26 protein-coding genes and 1 other RNA gene are annotated in these 21,297 nt (G+C 36.3%); 21 read left to right on the forward strand and 6 right to left on the reverse strand.

The window, feature by feature from the left end; genetic code table 11:
* Positions 1-219: 219 nt before the first annotated feature.
* Positions 220-747, reverse strand: a complete 528-nt coding sequence (locus tag NIZ91_07250; protein USY56442.1) for a YhcN/YlaJ family sporulation lipoprotein — start codon at positions 745-747, stop codon at positions 220-222.
* Between the two features lie 114 nt (positions 748-861).
* Between NIZ91_07250 and NIZ91_07255 the strand changes: the two genes are divergently transcribed.
* From NIZ91_07255 to NIZ91_07265, 3 genes are all read left to right on the forward strand, one after another.
* Positions 862-1,032 carry a hypothetical protein gene (locus NIZ91_07255; GenBank protein ID USY56443.1) on the forward strand — a complete coding sequence of 57 codons (171 nt, stop codon included), beginning with the start codon at positions 862-864 and terminating at the stop codon, positions 1,030-1,032.
* A gap of 337 nt (positions 1,033-1,369) precedes the next feature.
* Positions 1,370-1,573, forward strand: coding sequence for a cold-shock protein (locus NIZ91_07260; protein USY56444.1), 204 nt, complete (start codon positions 1,370-1,372; stop codon positions 1,571-1,573).
* Between the two features lie 118 nt (positions 1,574-1,691).
* The gene (locus NIZ91_07265) at positions 1,692-2,306 is read left to right on the forward strand and encodes an acetate uptake transporter (protein USY56445.1); all 615 of its coding nucleotides are present in this window, start codon (positions 1,692-1,694) and stop codon (positions 2,304-2,306) included.
* A gap of 38 nt (positions 2,307-2,344) precedes the next feature.
* On the opposite strand, the gene NIZ91_07270 is transcribed toward NIZ91_07265, so the two are convergent.
* On the reverse strand, positions 2,345-3,247 hold the full coding sequence (locus NIZ91_07270; protein ID USY56446.1) for an AEC family transporter: 903 nt from the start codon (positions 3,245-3,247) through the stop codon (positions 2,345-2,347).
* Between the two features lie 147 nt (positions 3,248-3,394).
* Here NIZ91_07270 and NIZ91_07275 point away from each other — a divergent pair, with 147 nt between their 5' ends.
* Positions 3,395-3,574, forward strand: coding sequence for a hypothetical protein (locus NIZ91_07275; GenBank protein USY56447.1), 180 nt, complete (start codon positions 3,395-3,397; stop codon positions 3,572-3,574).
* Between the two features lie 201 nt (positions 3,575-3,775).
* On the opposite strand, the gene NIZ91_07280 is transcribed toward NIZ91_07275, so the two are convergent.
* Complete coding sequence (locus NIZ91_07280; protein ID USY56448.1) at positions 3,776-4,078, reverse strand: DUF6509 family protein; 303 nt, start codon at positions 4,076-4,078, stop codon at positions 3,776-3,778.
* A 125-nt stretch (positions 4,079-4,203) separates the two neighbouring features.
* A complete protein-coding gene (locus NIZ91_07285; GenBank protein USY56449.1) occupies positions 4,204-4,497 on the reverse strand; it encodes an antibiotic biosynthesis monooxygenase in 294 nt (97 codons plus the stop codon).
* 134 nt (positions 4,498-4,631) lie between these two features.
* Here NIZ91_07285 and NIZ91_07290 point away from each other — a divergent pair, with 134 nt between their 5' ends.
* The 5 genes from NIZ91_07290 to NIZ91_07310 all read left to right on the forward strand — a co-directional run bounded on the left by NIZ91_07290 (position 4,632) and on the right by NIZ91_07310 (position 9,067).
* On the forward strand, positions 4,632-5,072 hold the full coding sequence (locus NIZ91_07290) for a MarR family transcriptional regulator (GenBank protein ID USY56450.1): 441 nt from the start codon (positions 4,632-4,634) through the stop codon (positions 5,070-5,072).
* A 258-nt stretch (positions 5,073-5,330) separates the two neighbouring features.
* Positions 5,331-6,281 carry an ABC transporter permease gene (locus tag NIZ91_07295; protein ID USY56451.1) on the forward strand — a complete coding sequence of 317 codons (951 nt, stop codon included), beginning with the start codon at positions 5,331-5,333 and terminating at the stop codon, positions 6,279-6,281.
* A complete protein-coding gene (locus NIZ91_07300; protein ID USY56452.1) occupies positions 6,274-7,224 on the forward strand; it encodes an iron chelate uptake ABC transporter family permease subunit in 951 nt (316 codons plus the stop codon). The genes NIZ91_07295 and NIZ91_07300 overlap by 8 nt, the downstream gene beginning before the upstream one ends.
* Complete coding sequence (locus NIZ91_07305) at positions 7,221-7,982, forward strand: ATP-binding cassette domain-containing protein (GenBank protein ID USY56453.1); 762 nt, start codon at positions 7,221-7,223, stop codon at positions 7,980-7,982. The genes NIZ91_07300 and NIZ91_07305 overlap by 4 nt, the downstream gene beginning before the upstream one ends.
* Positions 7,983-8,113: 131 nt before the next feature.
* Complete coding sequence (locus tag NIZ91_07310; GenBank protein USY56454.1) at positions 8,114-9,067, forward strand: siderophore ABC transporter substrate-binding protein; 954 nt, start codon at positions 8,114-8,116, stop codon at positions 9,065-9,067.
* A 35-nt stretch (positions 9,068-9,102) separates the two neighbouring features.
* Here NIZ91_07310 and NIZ91_07315 read toward each other — a convergent pair whose 3' ends face one another.
* Complete coding sequence (locus tag NIZ91_07315; protein ID USY56455.1) at positions 9,103-9,378, reverse strand: DUF4282 domain-containing protein; 276 nt, start codon at positions 9,376-9,378, stop codon at positions 9,103-9,105.
* Between the two features lie 155 nt (positions 9,379-9,533).
* On the opposite strand from NIZ91_07315, the gene NIZ91_07320 reads away from it, so the two are divergent.
* Both NIZ91_07320 and NIZ91_07325 read left to right on the forward strand, forming a co-directional pair.
* Positions 9,534-10,004: a GNAT family N-acetyltransferase gene (locus tag NIZ91_07320; protein ID USY56456.1), complete on the forward strand. Its 471-nt coding sequence runs from the start codon at positions 9,534-9,536 to the stop codon at positions 10,002-10,004.
* Positions 10,005-10,019: 15 nt separating this feature from the next.
* Positions 10,020-12,056 carry a thioredoxin domain-containing protein gene (locus tag NIZ91_07325; protein ID USY56457.1) on the forward strand — a complete coding sequence of 679 codons (2,037 nt, stop codon included), beginning with the start codon at positions 10,020-10,022 and terminating at the stop codon, positions 12,054-12,056.
* Positions 12,057-12,095: 39 nt separating this feature from the next.
* Here the strand turns inward: NIZ91_07325 and NIZ91_07330 are convergent, their stop codons facing one another.
* Positions 12,096-12,347: a DNA alkylation repair protein gene (locus tag NIZ91_07330; GenBank protein ID USY56458.1), complete on the reverse strand. Its 252-nt coding sequence runs from the start codon at positions 12,345-12,347 to the stop codon at positions 12,096-12,098.
* A gap of 107 nt (positions 12,348-12,454) precedes the next feature.
* Between NIZ91_07330 and NIZ91_07335 the strand changes: the two genes are divergently transcribed.
* From NIZ91_07335 to NIZ91_07380, 10 genes are all read left to right on the forward strand, one after another.
* Complete coding sequence (locus NIZ91_07335) at positions 12,455-14,725, forward strand: DEAD/DEAH box helicase (protein ID USY56459.1); 2,271 nt, start codon at positions 12,455-12,457, stop codon at positions 14,723-14,725.
* Positions 14,726-14,734: 9 nt separating this feature from the next.
* Positions 14,735-15,988, forward strand: a complete 1,254-nt coding sequence (locus NIZ91_07340) for a ribonuclease H-like domain-containing protein (GenBank protein ID USY56460.1) — start codon at positions 14,735-14,737, stop codon at positions 15,986-15,988.
* A 352-nt stretch (positions 15,989-16,340) separates the two neighbouring features.
* On the forward strand, positions 16,341-16,727 hold the full coding sequence (locus NIZ91_07345; GenBank protein USY56461.1) for a spore coat protein: 387 nt from the start codon (positions 16,341-16,343) through the stop codon (positions 16,725-16,727).
* A 72-nt stretch (positions 16,728-16,799) separates the two neighbouring features.
* On the forward strand, positions 16,800-17,351 hold the full coding sequence (locus NIZ91_07350) for a DUF1273 domain-containing protein (protein ID USY56462.1): 552 nt from the start codon (positions 16,800-16,802) through the stop codon (positions 17,349-17,351).
* A gap of 103 nt (positions 17,352-17,454) precedes the next feature.
* On the forward strand, positions 17,455-17,790 hold the full coding sequence (gpsB, locus tag NIZ91_07355; GenBank protein USY56463.1) for a cell division regulator GpsB: 336 nt from the start codon (positions 17,455-17,457) through the stop codon (positions 17,788-17,790).
* Between the two features lie 68 nt (positions 17,791-17,858).
* Positions 17,859-18,244, forward strand: an RNA gene (gene rnpB, locus NIZ91_07360) — RNase P RNA component class B.
* A gap of 193 nt (positions 18,245-18,437) precedes the next feature.
* On the forward strand, positions 18,438-18,788 hold the full coding sequence (locus NIZ91_07365) for a flagellar basal body rod protein (protein USY56464.1): 351 nt from the start codon (positions 18,438-18,440) through the stop codon (positions 18,786-18,788).
* A gap of 12 nt (positions 18,789-18,800) precedes the next feature.
* Complete coding sequence (locus NIZ91_07370; protein USY56465.1) at positions 18,801-19,424, forward strand: PspA/IM30 family protein; 624 nt, start codon at positions 18,801-18,803, stop codon at positions 19,422-19,424.
* A 124-nt stretch (positions 19,425-19,548) separates the two neighbouring features.
* A complete protein-coding gene (liaF, locus tag NIZ91_07375; protein USY56466.1) occupies positions 19,549-20,265 on the forward strand; it encodes a cell wall-active antibiotics response protein LiaF in 717 nt (238 codons plus the stop codon).
* Complete coding sequence (locus NIZ91_07380) at positions 20,262-21,290, forward strand: sensor histidine kinase (protein ID USY56467.1); 1,029 nt, start codon at positions 20,262-20,264, stop codon at positions 21,288-21,290. Before liaF ends, NIZ91_07380 begins: the two co-directional genes overlap by 4 nt.
* Positions 21,291-21,297: the final 7 nt, after the last annotated feature.

The raw sequence follows: 21,297 nt of genomic DNA on the forward strand, positions 1-21,297 counted from the left end.
AAACCTGCTTCATTGCATAAACAAAGCTGAAGAAAGCGCTTACCTAATAAAAATAAAGTAAAACTATTCGGAATATTTAAACATGTAAATGATCTTTGTTTATTGGAATAAATCACCTTATAAATTAATGCTTTCTACTATTTAATATGGGATCTTTTAATTGAAAATATGTACGTGTTCTAAAACAAAAAAGGCCGTATGAGAACGACCTTTTTTAATTTAACGATTGTTTGGAAATACTCGGCGTACTACTTCATTAAATTCATCAATAATGCCTGTAATTGGGCGTCCATCTTCTAACTTATTTACATAACCATTCATGCGATCAACAAAATCTGGGTTTGTTGAAACATATACTTCTTGCACATTGTTGTTTGCTTTCTTAACTTCATCAGCAATTTTTGCTTCCATTTCTTTTGTTAGCTTGCCTTCTTTTTTATCTTCTAAAACCGCTGCAACATATGCATTACGATTCATCACAATAACGTTTGCATTTTTCACTTCGCTTAACGCATTTACGCGATCAGCTGCACCGTTTGCTACTTCCATGCGTGATTCAGCATATTGATCACGCTTCTTCTCTTGCGTTACGTCATTCATGTTGTTATCCATTTCGTTTTCATATGAAACGTTGCGAACCGTATCATCATTAATAAGACCATCTTTTCCTTGGTCTGTAGTGTTACATCCAAATAATGATAGGGTTGTGGCAAAGCTAGCTGCTACAAAAAGTGATTTTTTTATCATGTTCCATTCCTCCTTGTAAAAATAACTTTCGTTGGTTAGGCTTTGTTAAAAGAAGTAAAAACATACATAGAAATTTAGAATAGGTTTATACTAAGACAAAAAGGAGTGGTACGAATGAATCATGGAATTGAAGAAAGCTTGCTAATTATAAGAAGCGAAACAGGAGATAATCATAAGAAAACAACATTTGCTTTAACAGAAACAGAAGCACGATTGTTATTCGAAACGCTACAAAATCAACGTAAAGAAGTTATTGATGAAAATTTAGATAATATGCTTACATAATAGATAGATGACAGCCGAACCTGTTGCTTCGGCTTTTCATTCTTTACTGGAGCGCTTATAGAAAGAATGTAAAAAACTACCGTTAGCGCTTGCATTTTAAAGGAACTTATTGTAGAATGAAAACGTAAACATTTTTAATTTTTAAATAAAAGTTTAAGTGCTCTCACTCATTTTAGAATGAGAGGATTTATTACGAACTAGATGGTTGATACACAATTCACGTGTTATAAAGGAAGTCTACTTCGTAGTAGAAAGTCTTTATAATATGTGAATTTTTTATTTACGGTGTAAATATAGAGTAACATATTAAAATTTTTACATTTTTTTGGAGGTTTTTATGGCTACTAAAGGTACAGTAAAATGGTTTAATAGTGAAAAAGGATTTGGATTCATCGAAGTTCCAGGCGAAAATGACGTATTCGTTCATTTCTCAGCTATCCAAACAGACGGATTTAAAACATTAGAAGAAGGCCAAAGCGTAGAGTTTGAAATCGTTGAAGGTCAACGTGGTCCTCAAGCTGAAAACGTTGTAAAACTTTAATTTTAATTGTTAAAAGCTACCTTATTTCAGGTAGCTTTTTCTATTTTACAAAAATGTATTGACAGCTTCCCGATAAACAAGTACCTTATTTAAGCATGTGTATTTTAGGAGGTAAAAAATGAGTCAAGTTAAAGCACAAGAAGTAAAGATTACAACTGCTGATCCATCAGCTATTGGATTATTCGGTTTAGCAATGGTGACGCTAGTAGCATCATCACAAAAGTTAGGCTTAACAGATGGACTAGCTTTTATTTTGCCGTGGGCTATTTTTTTAGGTGGTCTTGCGCAACTTTTCGCAGCTGTTCAAGACGGCAAGCATAACAATACGTTTGGTATGACTGCATTTGGGGCTTTCGGATTATTTTGGTTCGGTGTAGCTGCTTCATGGTTAATGCAGCTAGGTGTTTTTGGGGAAGAACTCGCAGTAGTTGATGGGCGACAATTAGGTATGGCTTTTATCGGTTATTTAATTTTTAGCTTGTTTATGACAGTGGGGGCAATGGAAACGAATAAAGTTCTTTTCATTATTTTTGTTCTTATTGATTTCTTATTTATTGGATTATCATTGAGCTCATTTAATGTTATGTACCATTTCACACACTTATTAGCTGCTTTTTCAGAGCTTTTAATTGCAATTATGTCATTCTACGGGTCAGCTGCAGCGGTATTAAATACGCATTTTGGAAGAGAAGTGCTTCCAATTGGAAAACCGTTTGGGATTTTTAAAAAATGATCAAAAAGAGGAACTGTTATAACAGTTCCTCTTTTTGTTTAGACTACAACGCTCAATACAATCGGAAGAGTAATAAGACTCAAACAGGTGCTAATAAGCGTAGATGATGAAACAAACTCAGTGTCAGTGTTATACTCGAGCGCATACATTGTGGTATTAGCTGCCGTTGGCATGGCAGCCATAATAATGAGTATTTGCTTTGTCATTTGATCGATGGGTAAAAATTGAACAATGATAAAAGCAAGGATTGGTGAGACTAATAGTTTCAATGATAATGAAAAAGACAGCTTTCGAAACGCAATGTTTTTTAATTTGATATTAGCAAGCTGCATTCCTAGAACAATCATAACTGTTGGAATTGTCGCGCTTGCTACTAAGCTAACCGCTTCTTCAACGGGTGGACTTAACGTAATATGTAAAAGTTGAAAAGTCAGCCCTAAGATGGCTCCGTATACAATCGGCATCGTTACAACAGCACGCAAAGCAGATTTGATTCCATTAGCTTCGGGGCTTCCTTTTGCAGCATAATACACACCAACGGTACACATAATGAGCTGTTGAAGAACCATTAGTACAATTGCTATATCTAATCCCATTGCTCCGAATACTAATAAGACTACAGGAGTACCGTAGTTACCATTATTCATAAATGCAGAAGCGAGAATCATGCCACATGTCTCCGTTGTTGAATAGCTTCGAATAAACCCAATTAGTCTGACAACTGCAATGATTGACAAACAAAGGATGAGTAAAAAGACGCCTAGATACAAATATGTAACGGATAGTTGATTCGTATAAAATGTTTGAAAGACAAGAATTGGAGACATTAAATACAAAGACATTTTGGAGATATTTTTTGTATCAAAACCAATGGTCTTTTGGCCGATAAATCCAAGAATAAAAATCCCAAAAATAGGAAGTAGTACTTGTAAAAATTCCATGAAATTCTCCTTTCTATAAGAGGTAATCTAAGTATAAAGTGAGAAATTTTTGCAATCATGCTCTTAGAATCATATGTTAAAGAAAAGTAAAGTGATAGTATAATATACTTATTATACAAGAAAATATAAAAAGAAGGGGGAAGAACCGTGCGGAATTTCCACTGTTGTGCAACCTGTCAGCACTTTAAAAGTATCAAACTTGAAAGTGGGATGAGTTACTTTTGTTCCAGACTGGGGTACGAAACGAAGCCTGCGTATCAGTTTAACTGCTGGAAGCCTACAGAGATAGTAAAAAAGCTAATGGAACATGAAGGAAAAAAGAAATAAAAAGAGGCTGGAACATACCAAAACCTTTTCTTACTTTTTTATATTGTCAGAATACGTTAGGGCTATTCCGCTACGCTCCACTTCACCATGTTTTCAAAATTATTTTCATAATCAAAATAACCTGAACGATTAAAAGTGAGAAACTCTCAATCGTTCAGGTTTATCATTGGCTGAAATACTTATGTCCGAGCTTCTTTCTCCTTACTCTTCTGTACTTTCAGCTTCTAGGTGCTTGCTACAAAATGTTTGAACTTCATCGGCTTCATCATCTTCTAGCTCAAAATCTAACACCTTATTAGTAAAAATTTCATAAAAATAAGGTTGAGAAATAGAAGATTCGCCATCTTTAATAATATAAAGTGTTCGAAGGCCTAAGTCACTGCCTGTATATAACTCATCCTCTTCATCTACATCGATATAAAGATGAAATTCATAGCGTTCACCTGATAACATTCCAAATGGATCTTGCAATTTTTCTACTGTGTATTCACGAATTGAAAACATATGTTTTATCCTTTCTGTTTGAAACAAAAATTGCTCCTGGCTTAATAATATGTAAGAGAAAAGCAACTAAAGAGCTTCTTTATTATAGCCTAAATAATAAAAGAGAACAAAGGATGATTGTTTACTTAAGGATTTACAAGTTTTAATAAATGAACTGTTCGATTTAAAATGAGAGCTTCTGTTTGCTTTCGGTAATCCTTGTAGTGGGAACTTGATAAATGTTCATCTAAAGCATGTTTATCCCGCCATTGTTCGTAGAAAACAAAAATGGAAGGGACTTCGATGGAGCGATGCAAATCATATTGAATACATCCACTTTCACTCTTTGACGGTGCCAATACGCTTAGCAAGGCATCGTATAGTTTTTCCTCAGAACCTGGCTTTGCCTCGAGGAGGACGGTTACTATTATAACGGACATAAAAATCTCCTTTGACTAATGAAATTTTATTATTATTCTTTCGAAATAAATGGAGGAATATACATTTTGGTATATTGTACATGGACATATGGATGAAGGTGCGATAAACTGAAACAAAAGGAGTGCACGGAAGTATGAACAAGGAAAGCTATAAATTAGATGATTCGCTAGGATATCGATTGTTTCACGCCTCACGCTTAATGATGAACCGTTTAAATCATCATTTTAAAAATAATGATTATCCTCTTACATACGAACAGTGGCAGATTATGAGTAGGTTATATGAAAAAGATGGCCAAACTCAAAATCAGCTAGCCATTCAAAATGAACGCGATCAAGCAAGCGTATCACGTTTAATTGATAATATGATTAAGCGTGAGTTAGTAAAGAGAGTTCCACATATAACGGATCGTCGAATTAACTTAATTTATTTGACAGAATACGGAAAAAGTATTCAGGTAGAATTAGAAAAACTGGCACAGCAAACAATTAGCGATGCATCAGAAGGTTTAACAGAAGAAGAGTTAGCAATCTGTTTGTCAACACTAAATAAAATCCGCTATAATTTAAGATAACAGGTAATCTCCGTTTGTCAGGTAAGTACAAATGGAGGCTATTTTTGAACAAAAACTTGTTTAAACAAGTTTTTATGTGGAAATGAAGAAAAAAATAGGGGAATCCTATTGACATATGATAATGATTTTCATTATCATATAGTAAGTGGTAAGATAACAAGACAAGTGATGGAGACATCATTTTATTTTTTATCAATCATTGATAATGATTATCGTTATTGTTGTTTTAAATTATACATAGTAAGGAAGAATAGCAGCGTGAAAATTAGGTATCTTATTATTCTACTATTTTTATTATCGCTTATTTCGTTATTTATCGGCGTATCACCAGTAAACATTCACGGAATTTTATCCTTTGATCAAGAGCAAATTCAAGTGCTATTAATTAGTCGTTTTCCACGATTAATTAGCATCATTATTGCTGGAGTAAGCTTAAGTATATGCGGGTTGATTATGCAGCAGCTTACAAGAAATAAATTTGTTTCTCCAACGACTGCTGGAACCATGGATTCTGCACGCTTAGGTGTTTTAGTAGCGCTGATGTTATTCACATCGGCTAGTCCAATTCAAAAAATGTTGGTTGCATTTGTTTTCGCTTTAGTTGGAACTTTCATTTTTATGAAGATTTTAGATTCTATTAAAGTAAAAGACCGAATCTTTATTCCTCTTGTGGGTTTAATGTTTGGGAATGTTATCGGTTCAATTACCACCTTTTTTGCGTATAAAAATGATTTAATTCAAAGCATTGGTTCTTGGCTACAAGGTGATTTCTCTACCATTATTTCAGGGCAATATGAGTTGATCTACTTAAGTGTCCCACTGATGGTTATTGCCTACTTGTACGCAAATAAATTTACGATTGCAGGAATGGGAGAAGACTTTGCTACAAATTTGGGCTTACCATTTAAGCAAATTGTGAACATTGGGTTAGTCATTGTAGCGCTTGTGTCATCCATTGTATTGTTAACGGTTGGAATGATTCCTTTTTTAGGACTAATCATTCCGAATATTGTCTCAATGTATGCTGGAGATCATTTGAAAAACAGTCTTCCGCAAACAGCTTTGCTTGGAGCAGTTTTTGTGTTAATTTGTGATATTTTAGGGCGAGTTATCATTTATCCATACGAAATTTCAATTGGTATGATGGTAGGCGTCATTGGCAGTGGCATATTCTTGTACATGTTGATTAGGAGAAAGGCTTATGAGTAATCGATTGAAATTAATAGTTTTAGCAATCTTGACAGTTGGCGTAACTTTATTATTTTTATTTTATCAATCAAATGGTAATTGGGACTATATTCTGCCAAGGCGTTTAGGGAAATTAGCAGCAATTCTTCTAACAGGGTTTTCAATTGCGGTTTCGACCGTCGTGTTTCAAACAATCACGAACAATCGGATTTTAACACCGAGTATTATCGGCTTAGATTCTTTATATATGCTTATTCAAACCCTTCTTATTTTCTTGTTTGGCTCAATGAATATCTTAACGATGAATAAAAATATAAACTTTATGCTTTCAATTGTAGCAATGGTGTTGTTTGCTATGCTTCTCTATAAAATGTTGTTTAAGAAAGAAGGAAAAAGTAATATCTATTTTTTACTGTTAGTGGGATTAATTTTTGGGACGTTTTTCCAAAGTATTTCTTCCTTCATGCAAGTATTAATTGATCCGAATGAATTTTTAATTGTACAAGATCGAATGTTTGCAAGCTTTAATAATGTGCAAACTGAACTACTTTTTCTATCCTTCTTACTAATTATCATACTAAGCGTATATGGATTTCGGTATGTTAAGTATTTAGACGTTTTATCACTGGGAAGAGAAGAAGCGATTAACCTTGGAATTGACTATGATGCAGTGACAAAGAAGCTTCTGGTATTAATTTCCATCTTTATTTCTATCGCAACAGCATTGGTTGGACCCATTACGTTTTTAGGCTTACTAGTTGTTAACGTAGCGCATGAAGTGTTTAAAACATATCGTCACACGTATCTACTAGGTGGTTCTATTATCATTAGTATTTTCTCTTTAGTAGGGGGCTTACTAGTAGTTGAACGTGTCTTCACATTTTCAACGACGCTCAGCGTCATTATTAACTTTATTGGGGGCGCATATTTTCTTTATCTTTTATTAAAGGGGAGTAGAACATGATTGCTGTTAATGGCGTAACAAAAAGGTATGGAAACAAAAAAGTAATAGATGATGTATCTGTCCAAATTCATAAGGGGAAAATTACATCATTCATCGGACCGAATGGAGCAGGGAAAAGTACGCTCCTATCTATGATTAGTCGCATCTTAAAAAGAGATGAAGGCGAAATTTTACTAGAAGGTCACGATGTAATGAATTCCAAAAGCAATGAGTTAGCAAAGAAAATTTCAATCTTGAAACAAACAAATCACTTAACAATGCGGCTTACAATTCGAGAGCTCGTATCATTTGGTAGATTCCCATATTCACAGGGAAAGCTGAAAAAAGAAGATATAGCGTATATAGACGAAGCGATTGCATATATGGAGCTTGAAGAAATGCAGCATAAGTACATTGATGAACTAAGTGGTGGACAGCGTCAACGAGCATACATTGCAATGGTTTTAGCTCAAAATACGGATTATATCTTGCTTGATGAACCTTTAAATAACTTAGATATGAAGCACTCTGTTCAAATCATGAAGGTTTTAAGAAGACTTGTGGATGAGTTAGGCAAAACGATTATTATCGTTATTCACGACATTAACTTTGCCTCATGCTATTCAGATTACATTGTTGCTTTAAAGAATGGACAACTTATTAAGCATGGAGCAACTGCTGAAATTATTAAAGAAGATGTGCTCTTAGACGTCTATGATATGCATATTCCTATTCAAACCATTAATGGAAACAAGATAGGCGTTTACTTTTCAGCTTAAAGGTAAGGTGATTATTGCTTTAATTAAGAGGTTATTTAGCACTGGGCCCTTTACATGAAGTGCAAAAATAGCACCCGGTGATTAGAGTAATTCACATATATTTTAAATACAATGAAAAAGGTGGAAGTTAGATGAAGAAGCTATATATGGTATTTCTAGCAGCATTGCTTGCAGTTGTAGTTGCAGCTTGCGGATCAAATGAAGCGAGCACGACTGCTGATAGTGAAAAGAAAGAAGCAAAAAAGGAAGAAACAATTACAGTTCAGCATGAATTAGGAGAAACAAAAGTAGAAAAAAATCCAGAAAAGGTAGTAGTCTTTGATTTTGGTACGTTAGATTCCATGGATAAATTGGGAATTAACGTAACGGGTGTGCCCCAAGACAGCATGCCTTCTTATCTATCAAAATATGAAGATAAGAAATATGAAAATGTAGGGGGATTAAAAGAACCTGATTTTGAGAAAATCAGCGAAATTAACCCAGATCTAATCGTTATCTCAGGGCGTCAAGCTGAGCAATACGACGAGTTTACTAAAATTGCACCAACAATTTATATGGGCTTAGATACAGAAAACTATATGGATTCATTTAAGAAAAATGCACAAACGTTAGGCGAAATCTTTGATAAAGAAGCAGAGGTAGAAAAAGAGGTAGCAGCTGTTGAAAAAACAATGGCAACTGTGAAAGAAGAAGCTCAAGCTTCAAAGAAAAATGGTTTAATTGTTCTTGTTAACGAAGGAAAAGTAAGCGCATATGGACCAGGTTCACGTTTTGGTATTATTCATGATGAGCTAGGAGTTACGCCAGTTGATGCTGGTATTGAAGCTTCTACGCATGGTCAAGGAGTGTCGTTTGAATACATCGTAGAAAAGAATCCTGATTACTTGTTTGTAGTGGACCGTAGCGCAGTTGTAGGTGGGGAATCTTCTGCTAAGCAAGCACTGGAAAATGAATTAATTAAAAAAACAAAAGCATATAAAGAAGGAAACATTGTTTATTTAAATCCGAACTACTGGTACTTATCAGGTGGGGGACTACTTTCAGTAGCTGAGATGGCGAACGAAATTGAAAAAGCAGTACAATGACGAAAAAGCGATGCGGTTTAAGCCGCATCGCTTTTTTATTCTTGATCTTTTATTTTAGCCATTTTATGAAGAGCTTCATGCATTTTAAATACAACAATCAAGGTTTCGCAGTAAATGCGCGTAAATAGTGGCCCTACCACAATTAATGCTAGGCCTAAAAAGACAAGGGAACCACCACCATACATGCTATTAATTCCACTTACAATAAATCCAAACCCTAATAAAATTGTTAAGACAGAGACAATAATGAAGACAATTTTAATGATAGAAGGTGTTAACATCTTGTCGAAGTTGAAAAAGCTACTATTCATTTAATTTCTCCCCTTTGGTGTGTAGACTAGTTGTGTTGTCCTTTTATACATATAAGCAAACTTCACTATTTAGAACAGAATCAACATATTTTTAATGTTATCAATCAAGTATATAATGATAGAAAAGTAGAAAATGCGAATAGACGGAGGAACTAATGATTAAAGAAAATGATGTTCTAAATAATCAACAAGCGAAAATTATTTTAGCTTTACAAAAACGGTCATACGAAGTCGAAGCATCAATTATTCATAATCGCGAAATTCCACCTTTACAAGAAACGCTCCTGCAACTACAACAATCCAAAGAAATATTTTTAGGTTACTACATAGAAGAAACGTTAGCTGGCGTTATTTCGTTTAAAGTGTTAGGAAAAGAGTTGGATATTTACCGACTGTTTATTGATCCTGTACACTTTAAAAAAGGAATTGCTCAAAAATTACTAGCCTTTGTAGAAATGAATTATTCAGTTACTAAGCTAGTTGTGTCTACAGCATCAAAGAATATACCAGCTATTCGCCTTTATCAAAAGGAAGGTTTTGTTGAGGTAAGAACCACAAAAATAAATGATGAGCTAACTCTAGTTCATTTGGAGAAAGTAATAGAAGACGGTACACTACCATTATAGAAAGAAGGGATAAAGATGAAAAAACATACTAACGCACTGATTCATGAGAAATCTCCTTACCTGCTCCAGCACGCACATAACCCAGTCAATTGGTATCCATGGGGAGATGAAGCCTTTGAAAAAGCTAAGTGTGAAAATAAACCTGTATTTGTATCAATTGGATATAGTACTTGTCATTGGTGTCACGTGATGGAAAAAGAAAGCTTTGAAGATGAAGAAGTCGCAGATTTATTAAATAGACACTTTATTGCCATTAAGGTAGACCGAGAAGAGCGTCCAGATATTGATTCTATTTACATGCGCGTGTGCCAAATGATGACCAATCATGGAGGTTGGCCTTTAAACGTCTTTTTAACACCTGACCAAAAACCGTTTTATGCGGGTACCTATTTTCCAAAGAATAGCGCTTACAATAGACCAGGTATGATGGATGCGCTGCCGCAGCTCGCTGAAAAGTTTCTGCATGAGCGGCCTTTTGTTGAAAAGGTAGGAGAGCAGGTTGTAAAAGGTTTAAAAGCTTCTGTACATATTCCTTCAGACAGCACAATTGATGAAGGTACTCTTCATCAAGCATTTCAGCAGCTCGTTGGTCAATTTGATCCAGTGTACGGAGGATTTGGGCAATCACCGAAATTTCCGATGCCGCATACGCTGACATTTTTGCTTCGCTATCATCGATTAACAAATAATGATACAGCGTTATTAATGGTTGAAAAAACGCTCGATTCGTTAGCTTCAAGCGGTCTCTATGATCAAATTGGTGGTGGGTTTGCGAGGTACTCAACAGATCAGCAATGGATGATTCCACACTTTGAAAAAATGCTCTATGATCAAGGGCTTTTGCTACATGCTTATATTGAAGCTTACCAAATGACAAAAAAGAAGCGCTATCGTGAAATAATTGAAGAGAGTATTGCATTTTTAATTCGTGAAATGAGAGATAGTCAAACAGGTGCATTCTATTCCGCAATTGATGCGGACTCAGAAGGAGCAGAAGGGACCTATTATGTATGGTCAAAAGAAGAAATAACAAACCTTTTTACTGAAGAGGAAGCTGAGTTTGTTTGTAGTGCATATAGCATTACGGAAGAAGGGAATTTTGAAGGCAAGAACCACCTTCATTTAATACCAACGGAAATAGAGGAGCTAGCTAAGCTCAGTAAACAATCCATTAAAGAAACGGAAGCTAAGCTGAAAACATGCAATGAAAAGCTGTTAAAAGAGCGCCAGAAACGCATATACCCTCATGTTGATGATAAGATCTTAACATCTTGGAACGGCTTGATTATAAGCGCATTAGCAAAGGCTGGACGGGCATTGCAAAATGAAACATTTACAGAGCTAGCTGAGCAGGCTGCGCTTTTTATTCACGAAAATATGTACAAAACGGAGCGCTTAATGGTTCGCTATCGTGAAGGAGAAGTAAAAGAAAAAGGTTTAATTGATGATTATGCGTTTTTATTGTGGGCTTATAACGACCTTTATGATGCAACGCTCAAAGTAGAGTATCTGACAAAAGCAAAAGCAATTGCTGAGAATATGACTTCATTATTTTGGGATAAAGACAAAGGTGGTTTTTTCTTTACTGGGAGTGATGCAGAGCAACTGCTTGTGCGTGAAAAAGAAGTGTACGATGGTGCTCTTCCTTCCGGTAATAGCGTCGCTGTTTGTCAGCTTTTGCGTTTAGGTCATCGAACAGGAAACGAGAAGTTATTACAAATGGTTGAAAAGATGGAGCGAACGTTTTATTCACTTATTCGAATGCAAGCCAGTAGCCACACGCAGTTTTTGCAAGCGAGGCTTGAACAGGCAATCGGGATAAAAGAAGTCATTGTGTTAGCTAAAGAGACATTAGAAGAAATACAGCTTTTGAAGACTTCATTTATACCAGAAGTTGTATGGTTAATTGGAAATAAAAACGAACTGATGCCACATGCTCATTTCATAGAGAGCTATGACCAAAGAAATGAGTCAATCATTTATGTGTGTAAAGATTTTGCGTGCGAGCGCCCGTCTATGGAAATAAAAAAGGCTATCGAAGCAGTTTTATAAAAGCAATAAAATACCGCCATTCCTCTATGGCGGTATTTTTTATGATAGTTGCTTGCTTTCAGCGTGTTTTACAAATGTATATTCATCTTCAATTAAACCACATGCTGCGCACTGAATGCGACGTTCTGGACCACGGTATGGGGCATGGAAAGCATCTAGTGAATCATTGGTATATTCTGTTACAACATCACCAGAGCGAGGATCTAATTTGACCGCCGTCGCTTTTTGCTCAATGATATTAAAGCGCGTTCGATTTGTTTTACAGCTTGGACATAAATACGGATTTCCCATGTTGTCCACCTCCTAGTTGTTACGATGTCCTTTTTTTGAAAAAACATACAAAAACTAATGATTTGAAACAGGCCTTAGATTCGTTAAAATAAAGCTAGGTGATGAAGATGAAAATACGTAAAAATTTACAAGAAGTAATGAACGTGTTGCAAACGAATAAACAGTTTAAATCCAACATCGTTCATTGGCATACAATTGAAGAAAAAGAAGCCCAAACAAACCCATTTCCTTCACAAATTCATGAGAAAATACGTGAGGGATTAGAAAAGCGAGGAATTCTATCTCTTTATACGCATCAAGCTACTGCTTTTACATATGCGTATGAGAAGAAAAATATAGTTGCCGTTACGCCTACTGCTTCCGGAAAGACGCTTTGTTACAACCTTCCTGTCCTTCAAAGTATTATGGAAAATGAGCAGTCGCGTGCGCTATATTTGTTCCCAACAAAAGCTCTTGCACAAGATCAAAAGACGGAGTTAAATGAGTTGATTGAAGAGATGGACGCTTCAATTAATAGCTACACATATGATGGAGACACGCCTGCTAATATTCGTCAAAAAGTGCGAAAAGCAGGTCATGTTGTTATTACAAACCCTGATATGCTTCACTCTGCTATTTTACCTCATCATACAAAATGGGTATCATTGTTCGAGAATTTAAAGTATATCGTTATTGATGAGCTTCATACGTATCGAGGCGTATTCGGAAGTCATGTAGCAAACGTTATTCGGCGTTTGAAACGAATTTGTCACTACTATGGAAGTAAGCCGGTATTTATATGTACTTCAGCTACCATTGCCAATCCGAAAGAGCTTGCTGAGCATCTTTTAGGAGAGCAGGTGGAGCTTGTCGATAATAACGGAGCACCGAGTGGAAAGAAACACTTTATCTTTTACAATCCACCTGTTGTAAATAAGCCGTTAAATATTAGAAGAAGCGCTACTCTTGAGGTGCGTAACATTGCAGGAGAGTTTCTGAAGAATAAAATTCAAACAATTGTTTTTGCTCGAAGTCGTGTTCGGGTTGAGATTATCCTTACGTACTTACAAGAGCTTGTGAAAAATCAGCTGAAAGGTAAAGCGATTCAAGGATACAGAGGAGGCTATTTACCTAAGCAGAGACGTGAAATTGAAAAGGGGCTGCGCAGTGGGGAGATTTATGGGGTAGTTAGCACAAATGCACTGGAGCTAGGGGTAGATATTGGACAGCTGCAAGTATGTGTGATGACAGGTTATCCTGGAACGGTTGCAAGTGCTTGGCAACAAGCTGGACGCGCAGGACGCAGGCATGGAGAAGCTGTTATTGTAATGGTTGCTAGTTCGAGTCCGCTGGATCAGTATATGATTCAAAATCCGGAATATTTCTTTAGTCGCAACCCTGAAACAGCACGCATTAATCCTGATAATTTAGTTATCTTAGTAGATCATTTAAAGTGTGCTTCGTATGAGCTTCCTTTTAAGCAAGGAGAAACATTTGACGGTGTAGATATTGAAGACGTATTGGAGTTTTTAGGAGAAGAGCGCGTAATTCACCTAAGCGGTGATAAGTGGTATTGGATGAATGATTCGTTTCCAGCTCACAATATCAGTTTACGATCTGCTTCTCAAGAAAATGTCGTTATTATTGATCAGTCAGATATCGCTAACGTAAAGGTCATCGGAGAGATGGATCGTTTCAGTGCAATGACGCTTTTACATGATGAAGCCATTTATTTGCATCAGGGTATTCAATATCAAGTTGAGTATTTAGATTGGGATGAGAAAAAAGCGTATGTACGTGAGGTCACCGCTGATTATTTCACAGATGCTAATTTGGCTGTTAACTTAAAAGTGTTGGAAGCCGATAAAGAAACGAAAGCATCTTCTTATACGATGGGGTACGGCGATGTAATGGTAAGCGCGATGGCTACCATATTTAAAAAGATTAAATTTGAGACCCATGAAAATATTGGATCAGGTCCAATTCATTTACCTGAGGAAGAACTGCATACAAATGCTGTTTGGCTTAGTTTTTCAAAAGAAGTATTTCAAGAGTCAGAAGAAAGGTTAGAGCAAGCTCTATTATCGGTTGCTACCACCATTCAGTCAATTGCACCGTTAATGGTTATGTGTGACCCTTCTGATTTACATGTTGTTCCGCAAGTGAAAGCCGTTCATAATGAAGAACCAACCATCTTTTTATATGATCGCTACCCCGGAGGCATTGGACTTAGTGATAAAGTGTATGAACAAATGAAAGAAGTGTTGGAAGAAGCGCAGCAACTTATTGCTACTTGTCACTGTGAAAGTGGCTGCCCATCCTGTATCGGATTAGAAGGACAAGGTGAACATGCTAAACAGGACGCGCTCTCATTGCTTCAGCTATTACTAGCAAGGTAGGTGCAAGAAATGTCGTTAAAAAATAAGCTTAATCGAATGAAAAAGCATTTACATGTGGAAGAAAAAGTGCCCGTTTTAAAAAGTGAGCCGCGTGATCATCAGCAAATAGCCTATGAACAGCAGTGGAATGAAAGGTTTGCTAAACCTTATTTTAGCGAGAATAACTACTGTATGATTCGGGAAGTACGCTATCCGATTGACCACAAGCACGGACATTATGCATTTTCAGAACTAAAAAAAGTGGTAGAAGCATGGAATAAGTCTCCGCTGTCACATCCACTTTCTGCAAAAGGGCATACAATGTCGGATTTATTTTTCTTTGATACAGAAACGACCGGGCTGAGTACGGGAACAGGCACAACCATCTTTTTACTGGGCTATGCACAGGTGTTAGAAAATGAAGTGGTATTTAGGCAGCATGTGTTAACGGAGCCAAGCGGTGAAGTTGCGTTTTACGAAAGTTTTTTAAGAGCCGTGGATTATACAACTCTTGTCACCTACAACGGGAAGTCTTTTGATTGGCCTCATGTAAAAACAAGGCACACCTTGTTGAGAGACCATTTACCGAACCTTCCTAAGTTTGGGCATTTTGATTTACTACACGCTTCAAGAAGGCTATGGAAACATAAAATGGATTCCGTTAAGCTTGCAAATGTTGAAAAAGAAGTACTAGGCGTTGACCGCGTTAACGATGTTCCAGGTTTTTTAGCACCAATGATCTATTTTGATTTCATAGAAAGCAAAAATCCTCAAGGGTTATTTGAAGTAATGGATCATAATGAGTCAGATATTCTTTCTTTAATTACGCTCTATATTCACCTTTCAAAGCAGCTTCTTTCTGAACATCAAGCTACTTTGAAAGAAAAGTTCGAAGTCGCTCGTTGGTACGAGCAGCTCGGTGAGAAGAAAGAAGCTCTCTCTTTGTATGAAGACGTAGCTAGTGCAAAAAGTGATGAAGAATACCAAGCGATTCGAGCTATTGCTTTTGAGCATAAGCGTAACAAGCAATTTGAAAAGGCAGAAGAGTTGTTTTTATATGTTGTGTCAAATGCACCAGTACTTCTTCAAATAGAAGCAGCTGTTGAGCTTGCTAAATTATATGAACATAAGTTTAAAAACTATGAGCGTGGGGTATTTTATGCAGAAAAAGCCTTAAAGCTGACAGAAGAAAAAGCGTTCATTGAAAATGATAAAATACAAGCCCTGTATAAGCGAGTTAATCGGGTTAAAGATAAGTATACTAAATATATTTCTAACTTATAATGATTGTCAATTTATTACTGAAAATTCCAAATTATTAAATTTTCGTTTTCTCTATTTTAAATATTGTTCTATTTTTCAGACGTTGATAAAATAAGACGTTGTATTGTTTTTTTAGCAATTTATATCAGAAATATAGAACTTTGGTGAGATGGAGAGAAGTAATATGAAAAATGTCATTTTAGTATCATTTTTCGCAGTTGTTTGTTTGACGGTAATTATTTTTAGTAGCATGAAAAACACGTACTTTTCTTTGATGTAGTTTTCGAAAAATAGGTGTTTACATTAGTACATGTACACCCCTTATCACATACTGTAGTAATGTAATAACTAAACAGTGAAAGGGGAAAACAGCATGTATCCAAGACCAGTAAAGTGCATGCCACCAATCGTGCATCCAACAAAATGTTGTACACAGTTTAACAATCAGGAGGTAGTTGTACCTCATATTCATCCAAGCCATAATACGCTAGTGAATCAAACGAACTTTAAACATGTACACTATTTTCCACAAACACAATCTGTTGTAAATCAACAAACAAGCCAACAGTTCTTTGGTGGGGCGCAACAATTTCCTACACAAGTAGGTGGGGCAATGTCTCCGGGAATGCCGAATCAAGTAGCTGGTGCTCAAATGCCAGGCATGATGCCAGGTATGATGCCAGGTCAAGGCAATCAAGTAGCGGGAGCAATGGAAAACGGCATGATGCCAGGATATCCAGGTGCAAAAAGAAGATTTTAATAAGAAATAAATGAATTGATAGGAACTGAACATTTCAGTTCCTATTCTTATGTTTAAAGGAGTGCTTACACGATGAAAGTGCTAACGATTTCAGGTTATAAACCATTTGAATTAGGGATTTTTAATGATCAGCACCCTGGTATTTCATACATAAAAAAAGCAATCATGAAGCGCTTAGTACCTCTTATCGAAGAAGGACTTGAATGGGTGTTAATCAGCGGTCAGCTCGGTGTAGAATTGTGGGCTGCGGAAGTAGTATTTGATTTACAGCTCGAATACCCTCAGTTACAGCTTGGTGTATTAACCCCTTTTTTAGATCAGGAAGAAAAGTGGAACGAAGCGAATAAAGAACTTTATGAATTTATTCTGAGTCAGGCTGATTTTGTGGATAGTATCACAAAAAAGAAGTATGAAAGTCCTAATCAGTTCCGCTTGAAAAATCAATTTTTAATTGAAAAAAGTGATGGCATTTGCATTGTATATGATGAAGAGCATGAGGGTAGTCCGAAATTCATGTTAAAGGTAGCACAAGATAAGGCTGAAAAGAGCGATTATCCAATCATCACAATTACATCCTATGATTTACAAGATATAGTTGAAGAGGAGAAGTTTTCATCTTTTTAAACAATATTGAAAAACATTTTACAAGATAAATTGACAAGTTGAGCTATTTCTGAAAAAATGGTTTATAATAAACAAGAGGTTTATTGTATTCGAGGTGATTGAAATGTTAGCTGATAAGATTCGTTTAACAGCAAAAGAAATTTTGGAAAAAGAGTTTAAAACAGGAATGAGAGGCTATAATCAAGAGGAAGTCGATAAATATTTAGACTCCATTATTAAAGATTATGAAGCGTTTCATGAAGAAATTGAGTTATTACAAGCAGAAAATTTACGCTTGAAAAAGCAAGTGGAAGAGTTATCAAAACGTCCACAATCCACAACGGCATCTTCGTACACGCCGCCACCAGCACAGCAGCAAGCTGGTACGACAAACTTTGATATTTTAAAACGTTTGTCTAATCTTGAGAAGCACGTATTTGGTAGCAAGTTATACGAATGATGAATAATAAAAATAGGAGTTGCAATTAACTCCTATTTTTATTATAATTAGAAAGGTCGTAATCAATAGCGTTTGGGTAATTGCTGCATCTCTTTGAAGATGTAGAGGAAAGTCCATGCTCGCACAGGCTGAGATGCTTGTAGTGTTCGTGCCTAGTGAAGTCATAAGCTAGGGTAGCGTAACTGCTAACGGCGAGGAAAAAGCCTAAGTCTTTATAAGATATGGCTTGAATACTCTGAAAGTGCCACAGTGACGAAGTCTCATTAGAAATAATGAGAGTGGAACGAGGTAAACCCCACGAGCGAGAAACCCAAATAATGGTAGGGGAACTTTCCTGAAGGAATTGAACAGAGGGAAGGACAAAATGCATGCATTTTGTAGATAGATAATTACCACCGGAGTACGAGGTAGCTAGCCGCTTGTAGTACAAAGGAACAAAACATGGCTTACAGAACGCTATTGAACAGCAGTCGACACTAGTTGTTAACCAAATATATTCGCACCAGCTCTTCATATCATGAAGAGCTTTTTTGTGTTCTTTTTTCTGTTCTAAGCCTCAGGTCTTAGATGAAAATCCAGCTTAAGCTCGTTTTGGAAAGAAAGAATTGTAGGTAAGATGAGAATAGAAAAAGAAAGGAGGCAACACGGTGAAAAAATTTGGATTATTTATTTTGGGCCTAACAGCAGCGGTTGTATTGATTGCTAACTTAGGACCGATGATGCTAATGCTGCTAGGGCTTGTCATTTTATATGGTGTATGGAAGCAGGTAGTAAAGGCAACATCTTCATTTAAGAAAGCAGCTTTTGCAGTGCTTGGTGTGATTGTTATCTTGAGCATGATTGCTAACGTGCCAGCATTGTTTGGTATATTAGCAGCGATTGCGCTTTACTTTGTATACACCAAGTGGAACGACAGTGAAGTAACAATAACTAAAACAGAGGATCCATTTCAAAACTTTGAAAACCAATGGACAGAGTTAAATAAACAGTCTTATTAAGGAGTGAACACTATGAAAAATATTTTTACACGCATGAAAGAATCAATTTCATCAGACTTACACAATATGCTTGATCAAAAACAGCAAAAAAACCCGATTGCCGCTTTGAATTATTATTTGCGTCAGTCCGAAGAAGAAACAGAGCGAGTTAGAAAGCTAGTAGAGCGTCAGCATCTATTAAAAGAGCAGCTTGTGCGTGAATATAAACTAGCAGAGTCAATGAAAGAAAAGCGCCAACAGCAAGCGGAAGTAGCTCTGCAAGCTCAAGAAAATGACCTGTATAAATTTGTTCAAAAAGAGCATGCTCAATATGAAGAGCGTACAGAACGTTTAAACGTATCCATTCAGCATGTGACTAAGCAGCTTGATGAACTAGAGCGCAAATACGAAGAGATGAAGCATAAACTGAAGGATATGCATATTCGTAGAATGGAACTGATGGGGCGCGAAAACGTTGCGCGAGCAAATCATCGAATGAACACAATTTTAAACAACGATGAACTAGCATCGGATGAATATTCTAAGTTTTCGGATATCGAACGCTATATTGATCAATTAGAAAATCAAATTAATACTGATTATTATCGTCAAACAATTGATAGCAAAATTGCAGCTTTACAAAAAGAAGCAAAATAAGTGTAATTAGGATAAAAAAATTTAATCTCATAGACAAAACGTGATATTCTAAAAAGGGCGTAGTAGTAGCTGCGCCTTTTTCATCAAAAGGAAACGCACTGCGAAGCGAAAGGAGGAGAACGGCATGAAAAGAATTGTAGACAATGGATACTTCAATCTCATAATCATTACAGCGATCTTTATTTTATTTGTTGAAGTTGTCTTTTTTCATAGCGGGTTTATTTTTGCACTCCTTGTTGCTGGTGCTTTTATCTATATAGGCCGAAAGCGTCTACCAAGGCGGTCAGGTAAAATCTTATTTTGGATAGGAATTATTGGTGCTATTTTAAACTTAATTAATACAGTCGCATTTCAGTTCTTGGTTATTGCAATCTTTTTCTATTATTTATTTCATTTTGTTAAATCTAAAAAAGAACCAGTATATATTACGCCTTTAACAGAAAGTCGAGAATCACTGCGAACACAAAGGCAGCTGTTGAAGAATTCATTTGTATCACGACAGCGCACAGACGAAAACGTTTATGAATGGAGCGACATTAATATTCAAAACGTATGGAGCGATGTGATAATTGACCTTAGCTTTACTGTACTTCCAAAAGGAGAATCGGTTATTTTTATCCGACAGTTAGCTGGGAATGTAACCATCTTCGTGCCATATGAAACAGAAATTTCAGTTAATCACTCTTCTATGGCTGGAGCAGTTGCCATTTTTGATCATGTCCAACCCTTCGCTCCACTTCAAAACGTATATATGAAAACCCCAGAATTTGATAAGGCATCACAAAAAATCAAAGTGATGGTTTCAATGGGGGTTGGAAGTTTAGAGGTGAAGCGGATATGAGCATTATTCAGCGCCAGTTACTATGGGGAATCATAGTCGCTTTCACAACGTTTATTACAATAACGATTAGCGTATTTATGGCATTTCCAATCCAACAGTTTACAGAGCTATGGGAACGAGAAGTATTTGACGTTCCGTTTATTCTTTTTTCCATAACGAGTAGCCTAACAGTGGGAGCAGTTTTCGGTGGCGCTTCTGGCTTGTTTTGGAGACAGCAGCTTGAAGTGGTTGAGAATCGATTACGTGAGATGAAAAATCGGCAATATCAAGACCGGAATGATAAAACAACGGTTCAAGAGGTAGAAAGTATTTTATCTAATGCAAAAGAAATTCAGCGCTTAATGAGTGAACAGGTGGAACAGTCGCAAAAAATGGCTAATGAAAAAGTTGAAGATCAGCAAAAGCGAGTTCAAGAAGTCATTATTCAAGAACGAAATCGATTAGCTCGTGAGCTTCATGATTCTGTGAGTCAACAGCTTTTTGCCGCATCTATGCTCATGTCAGCTTTAACAGAATCAACGAATGAAGATTCTCCCCAGAGCAAGCAGTTGAAAATGGTAGAAGGAATGATCAATCAGTCTCAGCTAGAAATGAGGGCACTACTATTACATTTGCGTCCGGCTGCATTGAAAGGCAAGTCGTTACAAGAAGGAATTGCAGAGCTTTTATTAGAATTAGCCCAAAAAGTTCCGATGGAGCTGAAGTGGAATGTGGAAGAATTTTTGTTAGATAAAGGAGTAGAAGACCATCTATTTCGAATTGCTCAAGAATCTGTCTCCAATGCGTTGAGGCATTCTAAAGCATCAATGTTGAAGGTATTGCTCGTTCAGCGTGATAGCTTGGTTATTCTACGCATTGAAGACGATGGGATTGGCTTTGATGTGGAAATGGAAAAGGTAGGCTCTTATGGATTGCAAAATATGCATGAACGAGCCGTTGAAGTAGGGGCTACCTTGAAAATTGTTAGTTTACCAAATCAAGGAACGAAATTAGAAGTAAAGGTTCCGCTTATCCAAAACGAATAGACAAAAG

Origin of the sequence: Bacillus sp. 1780r2a1 (assembly GCA_024134725.1) — a bacterium.
Lineage (GTDB): Bacteria > Bacillota > Bacilli > Bacillales > Bacillaceae_H > Priestia > Priestia aryabhattai_A.